17 protein-coding genes are annotated in these 17,509 nt (G+C 66.4%); 7 read left to right on the forward strand and 10 right to left on the reverse strand.

Going from position 1 to position 17,509, the window contains the following annotated elements:
• The 7 genes from ASF81_RS01970 to folE all read right to left on the reverse strand — a co-directional run bounded on the left by ASF81_RS01970 (position 1) and on the right by folE (position 6,102).
• The gene (locus ASF81_RS01970; protein ID WP_156363110.1) at positions 1–663 is read right to left on the reverse strand and encodes a Pr6Pr family membrane protein; all 663 of its coding nucleotides are present in this window, start codon (positions 661–663) and stop codon (positions 1–3) included.
• 18 nt (positions 664–681) lie between these two features.
• Entirely contained in the window at positions 682–1,524 is an 843-nt protein-coding gene (locus ASF81_RS01975) for an aldo/keto reductase (protein ID WP_055804130.1), read from the reverse strand.
• A 70-nt stretch (positions 1,525–1,594) separates the two neighbouring features.
• Positions 1,595–2,488 (reverse strand): serine aminopeptidase domain-containing protein, encoded by an 894-nt coding sequence (locus ASF81_RS01980; RefSeq protein ID WP_156363111.1) that lies wholly within the window; start codon positions 2,486–2,488, stop codon positions 1,595–1,597.
• A 69-nt stretch (positions 2,489–2,557) separates the two neighbouring features.
• Entirely contained in the window at positions 2,558–2,899 is a 342-nt protein-coding gene (locus ASF81_RS01985; RefSeq protein WP_055804138.1) for an MmcQ/YjbR family DNA-binding protein, read from the reverse strand.
• A gap of 27 nt (positions 2,900–2,926) precedes the next feature.
• Positions 2,927–4,756: a gamma-glutamyltransferase family protein gene (locus ASF81_RS01990; RefSeq protein ID WP_055804141.1), complete on the reverse strand. Its 1,830-nt coding sequence runs from the start codon at positions 4,754–4,756 to the stop codon at positions 2,927–2,929.
• 127 nt (positions 4,757–4,883) lie between these two features.
• The gene (locus tag ASF81_RS01995; RefSeq protein ID WP_017505348.1) at positions 4,884–5,318 is read right to left on the reverse strand and encodes a biopolymer transporter ExbD; all 435 of its coding nucleotides are present in this window, start codon (positions 5,316–5,318) and stop codon (positions 4,884–4,886) included.
• A 169-nt stretch (positions 5,319–5,487) separates the two neighbouring features.
• Positions 5,488–6,102 (reverse strand): GTP cyclohydrolase I FolE, encoded by a 615-nt coding sequence (folE, locus tag ASF81_RS02000; protein WP_055804144.1) that lies wholly within the window; start codon positions 6,100–6,102, stop codon positions 5,488–5,490.
• A 128-nt stretch (positions 6,103–6,230) separates the two neighbouring features.
• On the opposite strand from folE, the gene cysS reads away from it, so the two are divergent.
• Positions 6,231–7,682 carry a cysteine--tRNA ligase gene (gene cysS, locus ASF81_RS02005; RefSeq protein ID WP_055804149.1) on the forward strand — a complete coding sequence of 484 codons (1,452 nt, stop codon included), beginning with the start codon at positions 6,231–6,233 and terminating at the stop codon, positions 7,680–7,682.
• A 49-nt stretch (positions 7,683–7,731) separates the two neighbouring features.
• Here the strand turns inward: cysS and ASF81_RS02010 are convergent, their stop codons facing one another.
• Positions 7,732–9,015 (reverse strand): lytic murein transglycosylase, encoded by a 1,284-nt coding sequence (locus tag ASF81_RS02010; protein ID WP_055804152.1) that lies wholly within the window; start codon positions 9,013–9,015, stop codon positions 7,732–7,734.
• Positions 9,016–9,487: 472 nt separating this feature from the next.
• On the opposite strand from ASF81_RS02010, the gene ykgO reads away from it, so the two are divergent.
• The 3 genes from ykgO to ASF81_RS02025 all read left to right on the forward strand — a co-directional run bounded on the left by ykgO (position 9,488) and on the right by ASF81_RS02025 (position 10,473).
• A complete protein-coding gene (ykgO, locus tag ASF81_RS02015; protein WP_008263184.1) occupies positions 9,488–9,613 on the forward strand; it encodes a type B 50S ribosomal protein L36 in 126 nt (41 codons plus the stop codon).
• A gap of 194 nt (positions 9,614–9,807) precedes the next feature.
• Positions 9,808–10,083, forward strand: coding sequence for a DUF2312 domain-containing protein (locus ASF81_RS02020; protein ID WP_055804156.1), 276 nt, complete (start codon positions 9,808–9,810; stop codon positions 10,081–10,083).
• 12 nt (positions 10,084–10,095) lie between these two features.
• Positions 10,096–10,473: a hypothetical protein gene (locus ASF81_RS02025; RefSeq protein WP_055804159.1), complete on the forward strand. Its 378-nt coding sequence runs from the start codon at positions 10,096–10,098 to the stop codon at positions 10,471–10,473.
• 154 nt (positions 10,474–10,627) lie between these two features.
• Here the strand turns inward: ASF81_RS02025 and ASF81_RS02030 are convergent, their stop codons facing one another.
• Both ASF81_RS02030 and ASF81_RS02035 read right to left on the reverse strand, forming a co-directional pair.
• A complete protein-coding gene (locus ASF81_RS02030; protein ID WP_055804162.1) occupies positions 10,628–12,079 on the reverse strand; it encodes a sigma-54 dependent transcriptional regulator in 1,452 nt (483 codons plus the stop codon).
• A 106-nt stretch (positions 12,080–12,185) separates the two neighbouring features.
• Positions 12,186–13,955, reverse strand: coding sequence for a DUF4153 domain-containing protein (locus tag ASF81_RS02035; protein WP_055804165.1), 1,770 nt, complete (start codon positions 13,953–13,955; stop codon positions 12,186–12,188).
• Positions 13,956–14,051: 96 nt separating this feature from the next.
• Here ASF81_RS02035 and ASF81_RS02040 point away from each other — a divergent pair, with 96 nt between their 5' ends.
• From ASF81_RS02040 to ASF81_RS02050, 3 genes are all read left to right on the forward strand, one after another.
• Complete coding sequence (locus ASF81_RS02040) at positions 14,052–15,845, forward strand: M3 family oligoendopeptidase (RefSeq protein WP_055804168.1); 1,794 nt, start codon at positions 14,052–14,054, stop codon at positions 15,843–15,845.
• A gap of 76 nt (positions 15,846–15,921) precedes the next feature.
• Positions 15,922–16,194, forward strand: coding sequence for an aa3-type cytochrome c oxidase subunit IV (locus ASF81_RS02045; protein ID WP_017505952.1), 273 nt, complete (start codon positions 15,922–15,924; stop codon positions 16,192–16,194).
• A gap of 130 nt (positions 16,195–16,324) precedes the next feature.
• Positions 16,325–17,458 (forward strand): Re/Si-specific NAD(P)(+) transhydrogenase subunit alpha, encoded by a 1,134-nt coding sequence (locus ASF81_RS02050; RefSeq protein WP_055804170.1) that lies wholly within the window; start codon positions 16,325–16,327, stop codon positions 17,456–17,458.
• The last annotated feature ends 51 nt before the right edge of the window (positions 17,459–17,509 follow it).

Consider the following 17,509-nt stretch of genomic DNA (forward strand, 5'->3'; position numbering starts at 1 on the left):
TTAGGCGGGCGTGGCCCGTCTGTCACGCGTCGCGCGACCGAACAGCCGGTCCAGCCCGACGAGGCCGAGCCCGACGATCAGGAAAAACACCAGCAGCAGGCCGAAGATCACCACGACCCGGACCAGTCCCAGCTGATCCACATTGACGAAGCCATAGGGCCACCAGCGCGTCGCTAGTCCATGAACCAGGGTCCAGCCGCCGTAGACGAGCGGAAACGCCAGCCACTTCGCCGGATCGATCCAGCGCAGCCGCCCCTTGGGACTGAACCACAGCCAGTCCAGCACGAAGGCGGCGGGCATGACGTAGTGCAGCACCAGATTGACCACCAACGACCAGCCGGTCGGGTTCCAATAGGGATGCAGCAGGAAGTGATACACCACCCCGACCACCACGATGTACATGGCGACGGCCGCCCTGACGCCTTCGCTGGCGGACCAGCGGGCCAGGCGGGATCCTTCACCGACCAGCGGCCCGGTAAAGGCCAGGGCGACCAGGATGTTGGTCAGGATGGTGAAGAAGCTGAAGTAGTTGATCGTCCGTTCCAGCACGGTCCAGCCCTGGGCTGGCGCGATCATCAGCAGATACTGAAGCGCCAGCGCGGTCCAGCCCACGACGGCGAACGTCGCACGCCACAGCCTGGGCTGGTCTCGCTTGCGAAACACCGGCGCCTCCCCTGTCGGTCAGGCGGCAGTCTTGTCCCATTCGAACGCCGGGTCCAGCCAGTCGCCCAGTCGCTCGCCGCGATCCAGGGCGTCCATCCGCTGCATCTCCTCGTCCGTCAGGGCGAAGTCGAAGATGTCGAAGTTCTCGCGCGCGCGGCTTTCCTTGGTCGTGCGCGGGATGGCGATGATCCCGTGCTGGATCAGCCAACGCAGGGTGATCTGGCCGTTGGTCTTGCCGTGCGCGCCGGCGATCTCGCTGATCGTGGCGTCGTCGGCGATCTTGCCTTGCGCCAGCGGCGACCAGGCGGTGATCGACGACCCCAGCTCGGCCGCCGTCGCCACCAGCTGATCGACACCCAGATAGGGGTGATGCTCGACCTGATCGGTCAGCAGGCGCGCCTTGGACAGGCTCTGCGCCTGGCGGAACTCCTTGGAGGGGAAGTTGGACAGGCCGATCGACTTGGTCAGCCCTTGGTCCTTGGCCTCGTTCAGGGCGCCCAGCGTCTCGTCGAATGTCGGCGTCGTCTTGGGCCAGTGCAGCAGCAGAAGATCGGGCGTCGTGCCCAGGCTGTCGGCCGATTCCCTGGCCTGTTTCAGCAGGGCGTCGTGAGTGAAATGGTCGACCCAGATCTTGGTGGTCAGGAAGATGTCCTCGCGCGCCACGCCGGAGTCGCGAATGCCTTCGCCGACCGCCTTCTCGTTCTTGTAGATCCAGGCCGTATCGATGTGGCGATATCCGATCCGCAGCGCCTCAGCGACCATGCGCCGCGCATCGTCCGGCTCCAGCTGCCAGGTGCCGAAACCGAGCAGGGGGATTTCGATACCGTCGACGGTGATCGTGGGTTGGTCGCCGTATGCCATGCGCGTCTCCTGCTGGGCCGTGTCGCCCGATATAGGCTCTGAACCCGGCTTCGCTACGGTTCCGCCCGTCTTAATCGCTCGTCGACGCCCGGCCGGCGTTCACCGGGTCCGCCTCGAACCATGCCAGGATTTCCGTCCATAACGGCTCCATCCCCTTTCTGAACGCTCCCTCATGACCGATGCTCCTGACGCCAAAGTCTTCCGGACGCCGCGTCAGAATTTCCGATGGCGCGCCGGGATAGGCGGTCAGCAACATCGCGCCCGTGTCGGGCGTGCCGATGGGATCGTCGCTGAAGATCCACGACCGGATCGGCGCTTTCACCCGGTCGAACTGTTGCGGGTCCAGCGCGCCGTCAGCCAGTTCTTTCAGGAAATAGCTCGGCTTCAGGCACCACCGTTTCCAGGTCTCAAACACGCCGCGCGGCAGGTCGGTCCCGCGCCACAGCTTGCCGCTGCGGACATAGCCGTGTTTGCTGAGATCGTGCGGGCCCAGCACCAGCCAGAACGTCAGCTCGAACGGGTTGTAGGTCCGGTGATGGCCGCCCCACCAGCCGCTGCCGACCGAGACGAAGGCGTGCCGGGCGATCTCGTCCTGGTTCGGCATGAAGCCGACGAAATGGCCGCCGACGCTGTGGCCGACATGAAAGACCGGCAGACCGGGCGCCGTCGTCTTCAACGCCTCCAGCGCGGCGGGCATGTCCAGCCGCCCCCAGTCGGTGTAATCCATCCGCATCGCCGCCAGATCGTCCGGCCGCGATCCGCCGATCCCGCGATAGTCATAGGTCAGGACCACCGCCCCTCGCTCGGCCATCCAGCGCGCGAACCGGCCATAGAATCCGCGCGGAAACCCGGTCCCCGCCGACATCAGCACCGCCATCCGCGCCTCGTCGGGGCTGAATGTCGTCGCCTCCAGCGGCCAGCCGTCGCCGGACTTGATGATGCGATCCTCGACCCTGACCGTCACGGCGTCGCCCCCAACGTGCCTGTCCGTCCTCATTGGATACGGACCATGCCGGATTTCCGTCGCGTCAGGTCAAGCCTGATCGACGCCTTTCATCAGCCGCCTGGGCGCGACCTTTCGCCAGCGCCTTTCCATCCTGGCTTTCAGCCAGACCGGATCGACCGTGGGGATGCGCGCCAGGACGATGGGATGATCGCGATAGTGGTCGGTGAAGTGAAAGGTCGCCGGGTCCATCTCGATCAGCCGTTCGCGCTCATCCAAATTATCCAGATGCACCACGATGCTGTCGTCCAGCGCCGGGCGCATCCAGGTGAAGAACTTGCCCGCCACCTTGAACGACGGCTCGCCATAGGACACGCCGTCCTCCACGCCGGGAAACGACAGCAGAAGCGCGCGGACCTCGTCGTGGGTCATCGGGCGGCCAATCTCCGTAGACCAATCTCAATAAGCCAGGGCGATCCCGTCCTTGCGCATCTCGGTCGCCGCGCCATAGGTCCAGCGTCCGCCGGGGTTCATCTGTTTCATGACGTTCTGATAGCCGCCGAAGCCGCCGTCGGGTTCACCCAGCGTCCAGCCCATCGCGCGCAGCTGGGCCTTGGTCGCCTCGGGCACGCCGCTTTCCAGATGCAGCACGCCGGTTCCTTCCTGCGGCTCGCCCGTCGGTTCGGACGAGCCATAGTGTTGCCAGCGCGGGGCGTCGCCCGCCGCCTGGGACTCCAGCCCGTAATCGACCATGTTGATGATGATCTGGGCCTGGCCCTGGGGCTGCATGGCGCCGCCCATGACGCCGAACGCCATCCACGGCTCGCCGTCCTTGACCGCAAAGCCGGGAATGATCGTCTGGAACGGACGCTTGCCGGGCGCGTAAATGTTGGGGTGGCCGTCGCTCAGGGCAAACAGCTCGCCCCGGTCCTGGAACATGAAGCCCAGCGGTTCGGAGCCGTTGTCGGGCGCCAAGCCCGAGCCCATGCCGCGATAGTTGGACTGAATCCAGCTGACCATCATCCCGTCCGCGTCGGCGACGCTGAAATAGGTGGTGTCGCCGTGGTGCGGCGCATCGCCCGGCATGACGCGGTCCATGACCCGATCCGGCCGGATAAGTTTGGCCCGCTCGGCCGCATAGGCCTTGGAGTTCAGCCATTCGACCGGCGTCTTGGAGAATCGGTCGTCGGCGAACCAGCGCGCCCGGTCCTCGAACGCCAGCCGCTTGGCCTCGGCCTGGACGTGCAGCGAGGCGGCCGACTGGAAGCCCATCGATTTCAGGTCGAATTGTTCGCAGATGTTCAGGATCTGGTTGGTGCTCAGCCCTTGCGTGTTCGGACCCAGGCCGAACACGTCCACGCCGCGATAGTTGGTTCGGATCGGCTCGACCCATTCGGTATGATGGGCGGCCAGGTCGGCGCGGGTCATCCAGCCGCCGATCCGTTTGAAATAGGCCTCGATCTGATCGGCGATGGCACCGTTGTAGAAGGCGTCGCGTCCACCCTCTGCGATCATCCGCAGGGTCTTGCCCAGATAGGGATTGGCGAAAATCTCGCCCACCTTCGGCGTCGCGCCGCCGGCGGCCCAGATGCGCTTTCGGTTCTCGTTTTCCTCGATCGGGATCTGGCCCCGATCAAACGAAGCCATGTTGCGTTCCAGATAGTAGGCGATGACCTGGGGCACGGGCACGCCCTGTTCGCACAATTCGGCGACGGGCAGCAGCACCTCTTTCCACGGCAGTTTCCCGTAGCGCTGGTGCGCGCTCCACCAGGCGTCCACCGTGCCCGGCACGTTTACCGTCACCGCGCCATAGCGGGGCAGATAGCCGTCGATGGCCTTGGATCGCGCGATCTCCAGGCTGAGTCCCCGGGGACTGGCGCCCGAGCCGTTCAACCCGACGACCTTCTTCTGCTTGGGGTCCCAGAGCATGCAATAGGCGTCGCCGCCGATGCCGTTGGCGACCGGCTCCAGAAAGCCCAGGGCCGCATTGATGGCGATGGCCGCATCGATGGCCGATCCGCCGCGCCTTAGGGTGTCGATGCCGATCAGACTGGCCGCCGGATGCGCCGTCGCCGCCGCCCCGTTCGCACCCCAGACGGTCGAGCGCCCCATGAACTTCGGTCCCGAAATCCGGTCGCCGATGCCGACGCCGGCATAGGGGTCGGCCGGGCGAGCGGGCGCAGGGGCCGCCTCGGTCGGCCCGGCGGCGGGGGAAGTCTGCCTGGCCTGGGCTGCGGTCGCCGCCAGCGCACCGGCGGGCAGGGCGGACAGGAAGGTGCGACGACGCATGGGCGGACTCCTCGAACAACCGATGCGGCATCAAGGGTGCAGTCGATCGATCCGGCAAGTCTTTCGGCAAAGAAAAAGGCCGCGTCCCTTTCGGAACGCGGCCCCAATCCTGGAAAGGACGAAGGTCCTATTCGATGTCTTCGTTCAGCAGGCCGACCTTGAAGAAGCCGTTCTCCTGCATCTTGTTCATGACTTCCATGAACTGCGAGTACTTCACTTCCGGCTGAGCGCGGACAAAGACGCGCTCTTCCTGGCAGGCGCCGCCGCCCAGGGCGGTGCAGACGTCAGTGGCCAGGTTGTCGATCGAGGTTTGCTTGTCCGACAGGAAGAGCTGACCGTTTTCCTGGATGGTGATGTACACCGGTTCCTTTTCTTCGGTCGGATTGGTGGGCGGCTGTGCGGGCGGCAGGTCCAGACGGATCGACACGGTCGCCATAGGCGCGGCGACCATGAAGATGATCATGAGCACCAGCAGAATGTCGATGAACGGCGTGATGTTGATATCCGCCGTCTGTTCGATCGTGTGCTTGTCCCCGCCGGAACCACCGAGCTTGGCAGCCATGCATCGTCTCCGTTACTCGCCGGCTGCGTTCCGCGCCGACATTTCCCTATGGATCGCCCGAAGGCTTGATCGGTTCTTGGCGTCCCGATGCGGGCTTGTAAAGCGGTTCTAAACGATCTGCCGTTCCCGAACGTCAATTATACACGACAGAGGGACGACGGTTCGGCGTTCAGGCCTTGGCCAGCTTCAAAAAACGGTCCGTCAGGGCAGGATCGTCCTTGAAGGCGCCGGTGAAGCGGGTCGTGATGGTCGAAACGTGCCGATGATGCACGCCGCGCGTGGTCATGCACTGGTGCTCGGCGTCCACCAGCACCGCCACGCCGCGCGGCTGCAGGTGCGATTCGATGGCGTCGATGATGTCGTTGGTCAGGGTTTCCTGGTTCTGCAGGCGCCGCGCATAGATCTCGACGACCCGCGCCAGCTTGGAGATGCCGACCACCTTCTCGCCGGGCAGATAGGCGACGTAGGCCTTGCCCAGGAACGGGGCCAGGTGGTGCTCGCAATGGCTCTCGACCTCGATGTCGCGCAGGATGACCATGTCGTCATAGCCGGTCACGTCCTCGAAGGTGCGGCTCAGCTCCTTGCCCGCATCGGCGTCATAGCCGTCGAACCATTCGCCATAGGCGTCGACCACCCGCTTGGGCGTGTCGATCAGGCCGGGACGGTTCGGATTGTCGCCAGCCCAGGCGATCAGGGTGCGCACGGCCTCCAGCGCCTGTTCGCGCGACGGACGTTGCACGGTTTCGTCGCTGACGAGGACGGGCTTGGCGGGGGTGACGCTCATGAACTCGATTTCCGGCCGGGGCGGGCGGGTCGCCCGGTTTACCTTCTACAATCCGTCGGGACTGTATATCAGGCCGCTATATGGGACAGACCGTCCGTCCCGCAAGAAAACCCGCTAAAGACTGATCCATGCCGCTGCACATCCACGACACCCTGCGCCGTGAAAAGCGCCTGTTCGAGCCCCGGAACAAGGATCGTGTGACCCTCTATGTCTGCGGCCCCACGGTCTATGACTACGCCCATATCGGCAATGCGCGCCCGCCGGTGGTGTTCGACGTCCTGGTGCGGCTGCTGCGCCGGACCTATGGCGCGGACCATGTGATCTACGCCCGCAACGTCACCGACGTGGACGACAAGATCAATCAGAAGGCCGCGCGCGAGGGCGTGCCGATCGGAGAAGTCACGGCCCGCTACGAAGCCGCCTACCTCGCCGACATGGGCCTGCTGAACGTCTCGCCGCCCGATATCGCGCCCCACGTCACCGACTACATCCCGGCCATCGTCGATCAGATCCAGGCCATTGTCGACGCGGGCTGCGCCTATGCCGCCGAGGGGCACGTGCTGTTCGACGTCTCGTCCTACAAGGCCTACGGCGCCCTGTCGGGCCGGAACCTGGACGACATGATCGCCGGCGCCCGCGTCGAGGTCGCGCCGTACAAGAAGAACCCCCACGACTTCGTCCTGTGGAAGCCGTCCAAGGCGGACGAGCCGTCCTGGCCGTCGCCGTGGGGCGAGGGGCGCCCCGGCTGGCACATCGAATGCTCGGCCATGATCGAAAAGACCCTGGGCCTGCCCATCGACATCCACGGCGGCGGCATCGACCTAGTCTTCCCCCACCATGAGAACGAGATCGCACAGGGCGTCTGCGCCCACGGCCATGCCCATGGCGATCAGGCGCATGACGAATACGCCCGATACTGGATGCACAACGGCTTTCTGACCGTGGACGCCGAGAAGATGTCCAAGTCGATCGGCAACGTCCTGCTGCTGCACGACCTGGTCCAGGCCATGCCGGGCGAGGTCGTCCGTTGGGCCTTGCTGAGCGCCCACTACCGCCAGCCGCTGGACTGGAACCAGGGGCTGCTGGAGCAGAGTCGCAAGAACCTGGACCGGCTGTATGGCGTCCTGCGCGACGCCGATGCGGCCCTGACCGACTTCGACGAGGCCACGCTGGACGAGGCCGAGATGGAGCTGGCCGAGAACGCACTGGATCCTGTGCTGGACGCGCTTGAAGACGATCTCAATACGCCGGGCGCGATCGCCCAGCTGTTCGGGCTCGGCAACACCCTGCGCGAGCTGCTGAACGATGCCGAGGCCGATATCAACGATGTCGCCATGGCGCGCTGGAGCCTGAAGGAAGCGGCCGGGCTGCTCGGCGTCCTGTCGCTGACGCCGGACGCCTGGTTCGAGGGCGGCGATCCCGCGCTGAAGACCGAGGTCGAGGCCCTGCTGGACCAACGCGCCAAGGCCCGCGCCGCAAAGGACTGGCCCGAGGCCGACCGCATCCGCGACCGCCTGAAGGCCCTGAACGTCGTCGTCATGGACGGCCCCGACGGCGCCACCTGGCGCGTGAAGGGGTAGGGTCTAATCCACGCCCGCCCATCGCGGTGCGAGGGGCGGGAGACGCGGTTCAGTTCGTCCGGCGGATCAGTTCGTCCGCCAGCGCCGGCGTCAGATAGCCGTCGGCGATCCTGTTGTTGGCGATCTGCCAGCGACGCAGGGCCGCGCGGGTGTTGGAACCGATCACCCCATCGACGCCCTGGGTGTCGTAACCGAGCTGCGTCAGGGCGCGCTGCGCCCCAATCCGCTGATCGCGCGTCATAGACGGATCGTTGGGCCAGGCCTTTGTCAGCCCCGGCTTGCCCATGATCCCGTCCGCCGTCAGGCCGATGGCCAGGGCGTAGGACACCGAGTTGTTGTAGCGGCGGATCACATAGTGGTTCGGCAGGGCCAGGAAGGCCGGACCGTTCGCGCCCTGCGGCAGCAGGATGGTCGCCTCTTCCAGCGCCTCTGCGCCGTTCGGCGTGCCGCCTTGCGCCAGGCGCACGCCCTTGGCCGCCCAATAGGCCCAGTTGTGCTTCGGGCCTTCCGCCTCGGCATAGTCGAAGCCGGAGGGCAGGGTGACTTCATAGCCCCAGCCCTGACCGCGCTTCCACCCGGCCTGGGCCAGCAGGTTGGCGGCGGACGCCAGGGCGTCGGCGTCGTCGCGCCAGATGTCGACCTTGCCGTCGCCGTCCTGATCCACGCCCAGGCGCAGATAGTTGTCGGGCATGAACTGCGTCTGGCCCATGGCCCCGGCCCAGCTGCCCTTCAGCCCCGTGCGCTCGCGCCGGCCGTCCACGACGATGTCCAGCGCGTCCTTCAGTTGCCCCTCGGCCCAATCGCGTCTGCGACCGTCATAAGCCAAGGTCGCCAGCGAGCGGATCACGTCATAGTCGCCCTGCACCTGACCGAATGCGCTCTCCTGGGCCCACACGCCGACCAGGATCTCGCTGGGCACGCCGAAGCGTTGAACCACCGACCACGGCACCCGGTCGATGCGCTGTTTGGCCTGGGCGATTCGCACCGGGGTCACCGCATTCTGAACATAGGCGCCGGCGGGTTTGGAGAACTCAGGCTGGTTGCGATCCAGGCGGATAACCGTCGGATCGGGCGTCAGGCCCTCCAGTTCTCGCGCGTAGTCCGCGCGGCGGACGCCGCCCTTACGCGCCAGGAAGCCCTGCTTCCAGCCCTCGAAACCCTGCTGGTCATAGGCGGCCAACGGCGGCGTCTGGGGGGCAGGGGCCGGCGTCGTGACCGGCGCGCCCGCCTGCGGCTGAGGCTGGGGCGTCGGCAGATTCACCTGCGGCTCGGGCAGCATGGGTGCGCAGGCCGAGACGCAGCCGATCAGGAGAAGGCGGTAGGAAAAGCGCATGAGATTCAAACTAAAGCCCCCGGGGTCAGACACGAAATGACATCCGCGCGAACGGCCATTTCGACGCCCTAAAGCGCGCGCGGCGCGAATGCGTTGCTTCACTGTTCCCCGCTCGGGTGTAAGGCGCGCCGTTAACCACCTTTGTATTGGACGCCTTAGACGTGTGTGTCGTAATGACGCACCAGCTCTGACGGCCTGATGGCGGAGCGGCGACGCGGCGGGCGTGCAACCCCGTAAACCCTCCGTTCGACTCGGAGGTCAGGCCTCCATAGTTTTCTGAGCGTGCTATCGCCCTTCGGGCTGCTTGAGCACATGAGCGGAAATAGCTCGCAGAGCAGACGGGGACTGGGTTTTCTGCGGTTTTGGGCTTTGGCGGCTTGACCTTCCGAACCCCTCTCTCTATACGACCGCCTCCGCCGCGATCCGACCGGGTCAGCGGCTTTCTTATTGGTTTCTTTCAGGACGTCCGACCATGAAGGTCCGTAGCTCGCTCAAGTCGCTGAAGACCCGCCACCGCGATTGCAAGGTCGTGCGTCGCAAGGGCGTTGTCTTCGTCATCAACAAGACCGACCCGCGCTTCAAGGCGAAGCAGGGCTAAGCAGCGTTCGCTGCGCGCCGCTTCGGCGGCGTGCGCACGCTGGATCGCGCTCAAGCAGCCCGAAGGGCGATAGCGCGCTTGAAAGATGACGATCCACAGGCTGCGGATTTCTGTCCGCGGCCTTTTTCGTGTTCGCGGTTGTCGCGCGCCTGTCCGCATGGTTAGCGTCCGCGCCTGATTTCTGGAGTATTCCCATGGCTGACGACGCCTCGTTCGACGGTGGTTCCGACGTTCTCACCGCCACGGCGCAGGGCCGCCTTCGCACCATCATCGAGCGCCTTGAGCGCCTCGAAGAGGACAAGCAGGCCGTCATGATCGACATGAAGGAGGTCTTCGCCGAGGCCAAGGGCGAGGGCTACGACGTCAAGATCCTGCGTAAGGTCATCCGCATCAGAAAGCAGGACAAGGCCAAGCGTCAGGAAGAGGACGCCATTCTGGACCTCTACCTCTCAGCGCTCGGCGAGATCTGAGGCTGACCCGGCTTGAAGCGCACCCCCTTCAAGCCAGGAGGCGGGCTGTCGCGATCAGGCGGCCTGAAAGGCGATGGCGCCAACAAGAAGCCGTTGCCCAGCCCCTTCGAGATGCAGCGCGAGGCGGCTAAACGCGCTGCTCTGAACGCCCTGAAACGCGCTCGCCGCGCGGCGGACAAGGCGGGCGTTTCGCTGTCCGAATGGGAGGGCGAGTTCATAGATTCGGTCAGCGAGCGCGTTAAGACCCACGGCCGCGCCTTCGCCGACCCCGAAAAGGGCGCGCCGGGGCAAGCCCTGTCGGCCATGCAGGGCCGCAAGCTGAAAGAGATCACCGCCAAGGCCAATGGCGAAGCGTCGAAAAGCCGTTGGGGGCGAAAGAAGCCTGAGTGATCGTCTCCTCCCCACTCGTGGGGAGGGGGACCGCGAAGCGGTGGAGGGGCTCTCGAATCTCCAAAGGCGCTATGATGCGATGAAGAGCCCCTCCGTCACGGCGCTAAGGAGCGCCGCGCCACCTCCGCACGATGTGGGGAGGAGAGGGTAACCCTCAGCCCGCTTCCTTGAGCTGATTTTCCAGCCCCTGTTCGCGGACCTTGCGATACAGGGTCGAGCGGCCGATGCCGAGGCGGCGGGCGATCTCGCTCATGTGCCCGGCATAGACCTCGATGGCGTGCTGGATCAGGTCGCGTTCGATGTCCTCGAGCGTGCGCAGATGGCCGCGCTCGTCTAGGATACGGATCGGCTGATCGACCTGCGCGGCGGCGTCGGTCTGAGCGCCGGCGGCTGTGGCGGCCTTCAGGGGCTGGGCGTCGGGCAGGGGCGCGGCGACGCCCGAAATCGCCGGGAAATCGTGCGGCTGAAGGAAGGGCGCGTCGGCCAGCACGATGGCGCGGAACACCGCATTTTCCAGCTGCCGCACGTTTCCGGGCCAGTCGAACCCTTGCAGCAGAGCCAGGGTCTCGGGCGCGCACCCGGCGATCCGCTTGCCCTCCTCGGCGTTGAAACGGGCGATGAAGTGATCGACCAGGGGCGCTATGTCCTCGCGCCGGTCGCGCAGGGACGGGGCCTCGATCGGGAAGACGTTCAGGCGATAGAACAGATCCTCGCGGAAGGCGCCGTCCTTGACCTGCTGGGCGGGGTCGCGATTGGTCGCCGAGACGATGCGCACGTCGATCTTGACTGGGCGTTTGCCGCCGACGGGATCGATCTCGCCCTCTTGCAGCGCGCGCAGCAGCTTGACCTGCATGTCCAGAGGCAGTTCGCCGATTTCGTCCAGGAACAGGGTGCCACCGTCCGCCTCGCGGAACTTGCCCAGCGTCTTGTCCACGGCGCCGGTGAAGGCGCCCTTCTCATGCCCGAACAGGATGGATTCGATCAGATTGGCGGGCAGGGCGCCGCAGTTGACGGCGACGAAGGGCTTGCCGGCTCGGTCGCTGGCGCCGTGCAGGGCGCGGGCGATGACCTCCTTGCCGACGCCGCTCTCGCCGGTGATCAGGACGGGGATCGAGGATTTGGCGGCCCGGGCGCCCAGCGCCTTGACCATGCGCATCGGCGCGCTGTCGCCCACGATGTCGTCGAAACTGGTGCGACCCTGGACGCGCTTGGTCAGGCGGCCGACCTCGGCGGTCAGGCGCTTCATCTGCATGGCGTTGCGCACGCCGACCAGCAGGCGTTCCGGGCCCACCGGTTTGACGAAGAAGTCCTGGGCCCCGGCCTGCATGGCCTTGACCACCATGTCGATGCCGCCGTTGGCCGTCAGGACGATCACCGGCTCGTTGATCCCTGCGCTACGCAGTTCGGCCAGGCATTCCAGCCCCGACATCTCGGGCATGACCATGTCCAGCAGGATCAGATCGGCCCCGCCGCCGCGCGTCATCCGGTCGATGGCCTCGCCGCCGCTGGCGGCATGGACCACGGCGTTGCCGTCCCGCTCCAGCACGGCCTGGATTAACCGGCGCTGGGTCGGATCGTCGTCAACGACCAGGATGGTCTTGGCCATGAAAATCCCTTGTACTGTCGCCCAACCCGTCACGGATGGATCGTTTCGGGACGATTCCTAGGATGGCGAGGTGAAAATCGGGTGACACGGCGTGGTGAGCGTCCCGTTAACGCGGCTCGGTTGCGTCGCATCGCACCTCGGGGCTGGCGCGCAATTTCTGGCCGTCGACAACCAGATCCGGCAGGGTCGCCGGCGCCGTCGCGACGCCCTTCGACAGGCCTTCGTTCATCCGCTCGGCATTGCGCCCGCAGGTGAAGCCGTATCGGCCCGTCACGCGCCACTGGCCCTGGTCGTCCTGATCGAAGGCGACGATTTCGCGAGCCGTAGCGACCAGCAGATCGGTTCGTCCATCGTCGTTCAGGTCCATTGATCGCACGACGCAGGGGGCTTCCGCATTGCAGCTGAACAGCACGTCCACCTGCGCGTCCAACTGTTCGACGAAGCTCGCGGGCACGGACTGGCCATCGGCGGCCTTCAGGCGGATGGCGGCCTTGCGCGCTTGCAGTCCTTGCGCAGTATCGCCGGATGGCCACGGGCGGGCCTGGGCGGCGCGGGCGTTTCGCGCGATGCGTGGATCGGTTGAGGCGGCCAGACGTCTCAGCGCCGCCTCGCCGGCCTTGCCGCTCTCAAACCGCAGGAAGTCATAATCGAACGTGTCAGCGGACACAGTCCCATGCTGCAAGCGTGCGACCTGATCCTGCACCGAGAGGCGGGCGGGATCGGCCAATGGGCTGAACAGGGCCAGGATGACCAGAACCGACAGGACGGCGGCCACGACATTGGTCCGCTCCAGCGGCTTCATCCAGCCGCCCGGCTTTACGGCCGCCAGCAGATAGCCCGCGCCATAGACCGCGCCGATCAGGGTGCAGGCGGCGGCGATGATCCGATCGGGCGTCAGGCCGTGCTGGCCGATCCGCAAGCCCAGGCCCCAGGCGGCCAGAACGATCAGCGGCGCGATCAGGACGGACGCGGCCCGCACGCCGTATCGCAGAACGACCGGCGGCAGATTGTCGGCGCGCCCATCCTGATAGGCCGTGTTGATCAGCACGATCAGGGCGGCGGCGGCCGACAATACCAGCGCCGTCGCGCTGCGCGTCTCCCACAGACCGTCCAGTCCGGTGAAGGGCAGGGCGACAAGAAAGCCGCCGACCAGGACCGTGATCACCAGCAGCAGCCACGATAGCAGCATCAACGCCACGGTCCGCACGCCCCGGATCAGGCCGTCGCGCACATCGGTCAGCTGGACCGCGGTGGCGAAGACCAGGGCCGTAACCGGAATGGCGAACCACGCCTCGCTCAGCAGATGCTGTAGAAAGCCGAGGCCGATCATCTTGAACAGGGCCGCGCCCAGATGCAGCAGGATCCAGAAGGCGCCGGTGAACCCCAGCGACAGGGCCAGTTGCACCCCCGCCTTCCACGCGATGTCGAAATAGTCGGGATAGTCGACGATCCAGCGTCGTTCGCGGATCGCAGGCACGATCAGGTGGTGGGCGATGAACAGAGCCGCCGCGCTGAAGGCCAGCACGGGGAAGCTCAGGAAGGGCGGCTCCTCATGCGGCTTCAGCACCTGGCGGGCGACGTCGTGGACGCCCAGCAGGGCCAGCACGCCGGCTGCGGCGGCTGCCCAAAGGATCAGGGCCAGCGGCTTGACCCGGCCCACACCGGCGAGAACCACCACCGGCACATAGCCGGTCGCCAGGGCCAGAGCGCCGAACACCACTGGCTGGGTTTCGGGCCAGACGCGGCTGTCGGCCGCCAGATACAGCAGATAGAGCGCCAGCCCCTGAACCAGACCCGTCGCCACGCGAATCGCAAACAGGGCCGAGGCCCCGCCAAGGCCCGTCCGGCCGGTGTCATGCTGCAGGGTTTCGGTCATTCAGGCGTCTCCGAAAGGCAGGATTGCACGGGCCGTGACGTCGAGAAAGCGCAAGGGACGGTTGCGGCCGTCGCCGCGCATCCCCAGAAAAGGGGCATGAACGCTCCCTTCAAGACGCCGAACACCGAAGCCCCGCTATGGGACCTGACCGACCTCTATGCCTCGCGCGATGACGCCAAGGTGGCCGCCGATCTGGAAAAGGCGAGGGGTCTGGTCGAGGCGCTGAATGGGCTGAAGGGCCTGCTGGCGGCGGATCAGGATGCGCAGGCGCTGGGCGAGGCGCTGGACCGCGCGATCCAGCTTTACGAGCAGGCGTCCGACGTCCTGGGCGCGCTGGGCGCCTACGCCTTCCTGTCGGCCTCAACCGCGCGCGACGATGCGACGGCGCAAGGCTTCGAGGCCGATGTGCGTGAGAAGATCACCGCCATCGCCACGCCGACTGTCTGGCTGACGCTGGAGATCAATCAGATCGACGATGCGGCGCTGGAAGCGGCGCTCACCGCCCATGCCGGCGCAGCGCGCTGGCGGCCGTGGTTGCGCCGGGTGCGGGCGATGAAGCCGCACGAACTGTCGGCCGAACTGGAAACCTTCATCGCCGAGCGCGGACCGATCACGGCCCAATGGCCGCGCCTGTTCGATGAGCAGCTGGCCGCCCTGCGTGCAAAGGCGGGCCATGAGGAACTGACGCTGGCCGAGGCGCTGAACCGCCTGTCGGACGCCAAACCCGCGCGCCGCAAGGCCGCCGCCGAGGGTCTTTCAGAGGCGCTGGCCGCCCGCGCCCCGACGCTGGCCCTGGTGCTGAACACCGTCGCCGCCGACAAGGCGATGGAGGATCGCTGGCGCGGTTTCAAACGTCCCGCCGACAGCCGTCACCTGGGCAACGAGGTGGATGGCGAGGCCGTGGATGCGATGGCCGAGGCGGTCGCCGCCGCCTATCCGCGCCTGTCGCATCGCTACTATGCGCTGAAGGCCAAGGCGATGGGCAAGGCGCGCCTGGACCACTGGGACCGTAACGCCCCGATCGAGACGACGACGCCGCGCGCCTTCACCTGGACCCAGGGGCGCGAGATCGTACTGGACAGTTTCTCGGACCTGGGCGGCGATTTCGCCGACCGGGCCGGCGGCTTCTTCGACAAGCCCTGGATCGACGGCCGGGCGCGGCCGGGCAAGCAGTCGGGCGCCTATGCCCACCCCGTCACCGCCGACCGCCACCCTTATGTCTTCCTGAACTGGATGGGCGAGCGGCGTGATGTCCTGACCCTGGCGCATGAGCTGGGTCATGGCGTCCACCAGACTCTGGCGGCCGATCAGGGCACGCTTCTGGCCGACACGCCCCTGACCCTGGCCGAGACGGCGTCGATCTTCGCCGAGGGACTGACCTTCGACCGCCTCCTGGCCACCGCGCCGAAGTCCGAGCAGCGGGGCCTGCTGGCCGGCCGGATCGAGGATGGTCTGAACACCGTCGTGCGCCAGATCGCCTTCCACCGGTTCGAGACCCGTTTCCACGACGAGCGCCTGCAGGGCGAGGTGTCCCAACAGCGGATCAACCAGCTGTGGCTTGAGGAAATGGGCGCCTCGCTGGGGCCGTCGGTCAAGCTCAACCCCGGCTATGAACACTGGTGGGCCTATGTCAGCCACTTCGTCCATTCGCCCTTCTATGTGTACGCCTACGCGTTCGGCGACCTGCTGGTGGCGGCGCTGATGGAGGCGCGTCGCAACGATCCGGCCGGCTTCACGCCGCTTTATCGCGAGCTTCTGGCCGGCGGCGGATCGCGGACCTACGTCGAGGCGTTGAAGCCGTTCGGTCTGGATCCGCGCGACCCGGCCTTCTGGAGCGTCGGCTGTCAGAGGCTGGAGCGGCTGGTCGATCAGTTCGAGGCGCTGGCCTGAGCAAGGCATGACTGCGGGCTTGAGCGGGGCGGTCGCCTCGGTGTAAGTCCGCGATAACGACGAGGGGATTCCACGAATGGCCGACCTGCACGACACCGCCAACGCACCTGCCGACGCCGATGCGCAAGCCTATCTGCACGGCCATATGGAAGTGCGCGAACAGGTCTCGACCTATCGCCTGTTCCTGAACCTGGCCAAGTGGGGCAGCCTGGCCATCGCGGTGCTGCTGCTGTTCCTGACCCTGTGGTTCCACCCAGGCGGCAGCTTCATGGCCGCCGTCATCGGCGCGGTCGTTCTGGGCGGCGTCGGCTTCGTGGCGCTGAAGTCCAAGCCGGGCGCCGCGCACTGAGCCTTGCGTAGGATCGCCCTTGGGCGGTCTGAAATCACGCGCCCTCGCCAAGCTTTGGCATAACCGTGCTTTGACGGCTTGCGCCGGAACGGCCTAACCTTCGTTCAACGAAAAGAACGAGGGGATTCGCTTGGCCGTCGCTATCGCCGTCACCCGTGAACGTCGCGAAGGCGAGACGCGCTGCGCCGTCACGCCCGAGACGGTCAAGAAGCTGATCGCCCTGGGGGCGACCGTCACGGTCGAGGCCGGGACCGGCCTTGGCTCCTCCATTCCCGACGCCGACTATGCCGCCGCAGGTGCTGTGGTGAAGCCGGACACCCGCGCCGTGCTGGACGGCGCCGACATCGTGCTGAAGGTGCGCGGCCCTACGGCCCAGGAAACCAGCGCGCTCAAGCCCGGCGCCATAGTCATCGCCATGCTGGACGCCTATCGCGACAAGGCCACCGTCGACGCCCTGGCCGGGGCCAACGCCACCGCCTTCGCCATGGAGTTCGTGCCCCGCATCACCCGCGCCCAGGTCATGGACGTCCTGTCTTCCCAGGCGAACCTGGCCGGATACCGCGCGGTGATCGAGGCGGCCTACGCCTATGGCAAGGGCTTCCCGATGATGATGACGGCGGCCGGCACGGTCGCCGCCGCAAAGGTCTTCATCATGGGCGTGGGCGTCGCGGGCTTGCAGGCCATCGCCACCGCGCGTCGCCTGGGCGCCGTCGTCACCGCCACCGACGTTCGCCCCGCGACCAAGGAACAAGTCGAAAGCCTGGGCGCCAAATTCCTGGCCGTCGAGGACGAGGAGTTCAAGAACGCCCAGACCGCCGGCGGCTACGCCAAACCCATGTCGGTCGAGTATCAGGCCAAACAGGCCGAGCTGACCGCCAGCCATGTGGTCAAGCAGGACGTGGTCATCACCACAGCCCTGATCCCCGGCCGCGCCGCGCCTGTGCTGCTGACCGCCGCCCATGTCGCCTCGATGAAGCCCGGCTCGGTCATCATCGATCTGGCGGTCGAGGCAGGCGGCAATGTCGAGGGCTCCAAGCTCAACGAGGTCGTGACCACCGCGAACGGCGTCACCATCGTCGGCTGGTCGAACCTGCCCGGCCGCATCGCCGCCGACGCCAGCGCCCTCTACGCCCGCAATCTGACCGCCTTCGTCGGCCTATTGATCAAGGATGGCGGTCTGGCTGTCGATCTCGAAGACGAGATCCTGAAGGCGGCGGTAGTCACAGACGGCGGGGCCGTGGTGCATGAGAAGGTGCGGGGATGATCGGTGTTGCACTAGCCTTCGCGGTTGCCGGAATTGCTCAGTCGCCAACTG

It is taken from the genome of Brevundimonas sp. Leaf168 (assembly GCF_001423685.1).
GTDB lineage: Bacteria > Pseudomonadota > Alphaproteobacteria > Caulobacterales > Caulobacteraceae > Brevundimonas > Brevundimonas vesicularis_C.

What these genes read in the sequence shown, in the direction of transcription:
- ASF81_RS01985 (WP_055804138.1), bottom strand. Translation starts at nt 2,899, where the DNA reads ATGACCCACGACGAGGTCCGCGCGCTTCTGCTGTCGTTTCCCGGCGTG.
- ASF81_RS01975 (WP_055804130.1), bottom strand. Translation starts at nt 1,524, where the DNA reads ATGGCATACGGCGACCAACCCACGATCACCGTCGACGGTATCGAAATC.
- ASF81_RS02040 (WP_055804168.1), top strand. Translation starts at nt 14,052, where the DNA reads ATGAACGCTCCCTTCAAGACGCCGAACACCGAAGCCCCGCTATGGGAC.
- ASF81_RS02045 (WP_017505952.1), top strand. Translation starts at nt 15,922, where the DNA reads ATGGCCGACCTGCACGACACCGCCAACGCACCTGCCGACGCCGATGCG.
- cysS (WP_055804149.1), top strand. Translation starts at nt 6,231, where the DNA reads ATGCCGCTGCACATCCACGACACCCTGCGCCGTGAAAAGCGCCTGTTC.
- ykgO (WP_008263184.1), top strand. Translation starts at nt 9,488, where the DNA reads ATGAAGGTCCGTAGCTCGCTCAAGTCGCTGAAGACCCGCCACCGCGAT.
- ASF81_RS02030 (WP_055804162.1), bottom strand. Translation starts at nt 12,079, where the DNA reads ATGGCCAAGACCATCCTGGTCGTTGACGACGATCCGACCCAGCGCCGG.
- ASF81_RS01995 (WP_017505348.1), bottom strand. Translation starts at nt 5,318, where the DNA reads ATGGCTGCCAAGCTCGGTGGTTCCGGCGGGGACAAGCACACGATCGAA.
- ASF81_RS02020 (WP_055804156.1), top strand. Translation starts at nt 9,808, where the DNA reads ATGGCTGACGACGCCTCGTTCGACGGTGGTTCCGACGTTCTCACCGCC.
- folE (WP_055804144.1), bottom strand. Translation starts at nt 6,102, where the DNA reads ATGAGCGTCACCCCCGCCAAGCCCGTCCTCGTCAGCGACGAAACCGTG.
- ASF81_RS02010 (WP_055804152.1), bottom strand. Translation starts at nt 9,015, where the DNA reads ATGCGCTTTTCCTACCGCCTTCTCCTGATCGGCTGCGTCTCGGCCTGC.
- ASF81_RS01990 (WP_055804141.1), bottom strand. Translation starts at nt 4,756, where the DNA reads ATGCGTCGTCGCACCTTCCTGTCCGCCCTGCCCGCCGGTGCGCTGGCG.
- ASF81_RS02035 (WP_055804165.1), bottom strand. Translation starts at nt 13,955, where the DNA reads ATGACCGAAACCCTGCAGCATGACACCGGCCGGACGGGCCTTGGCGGG.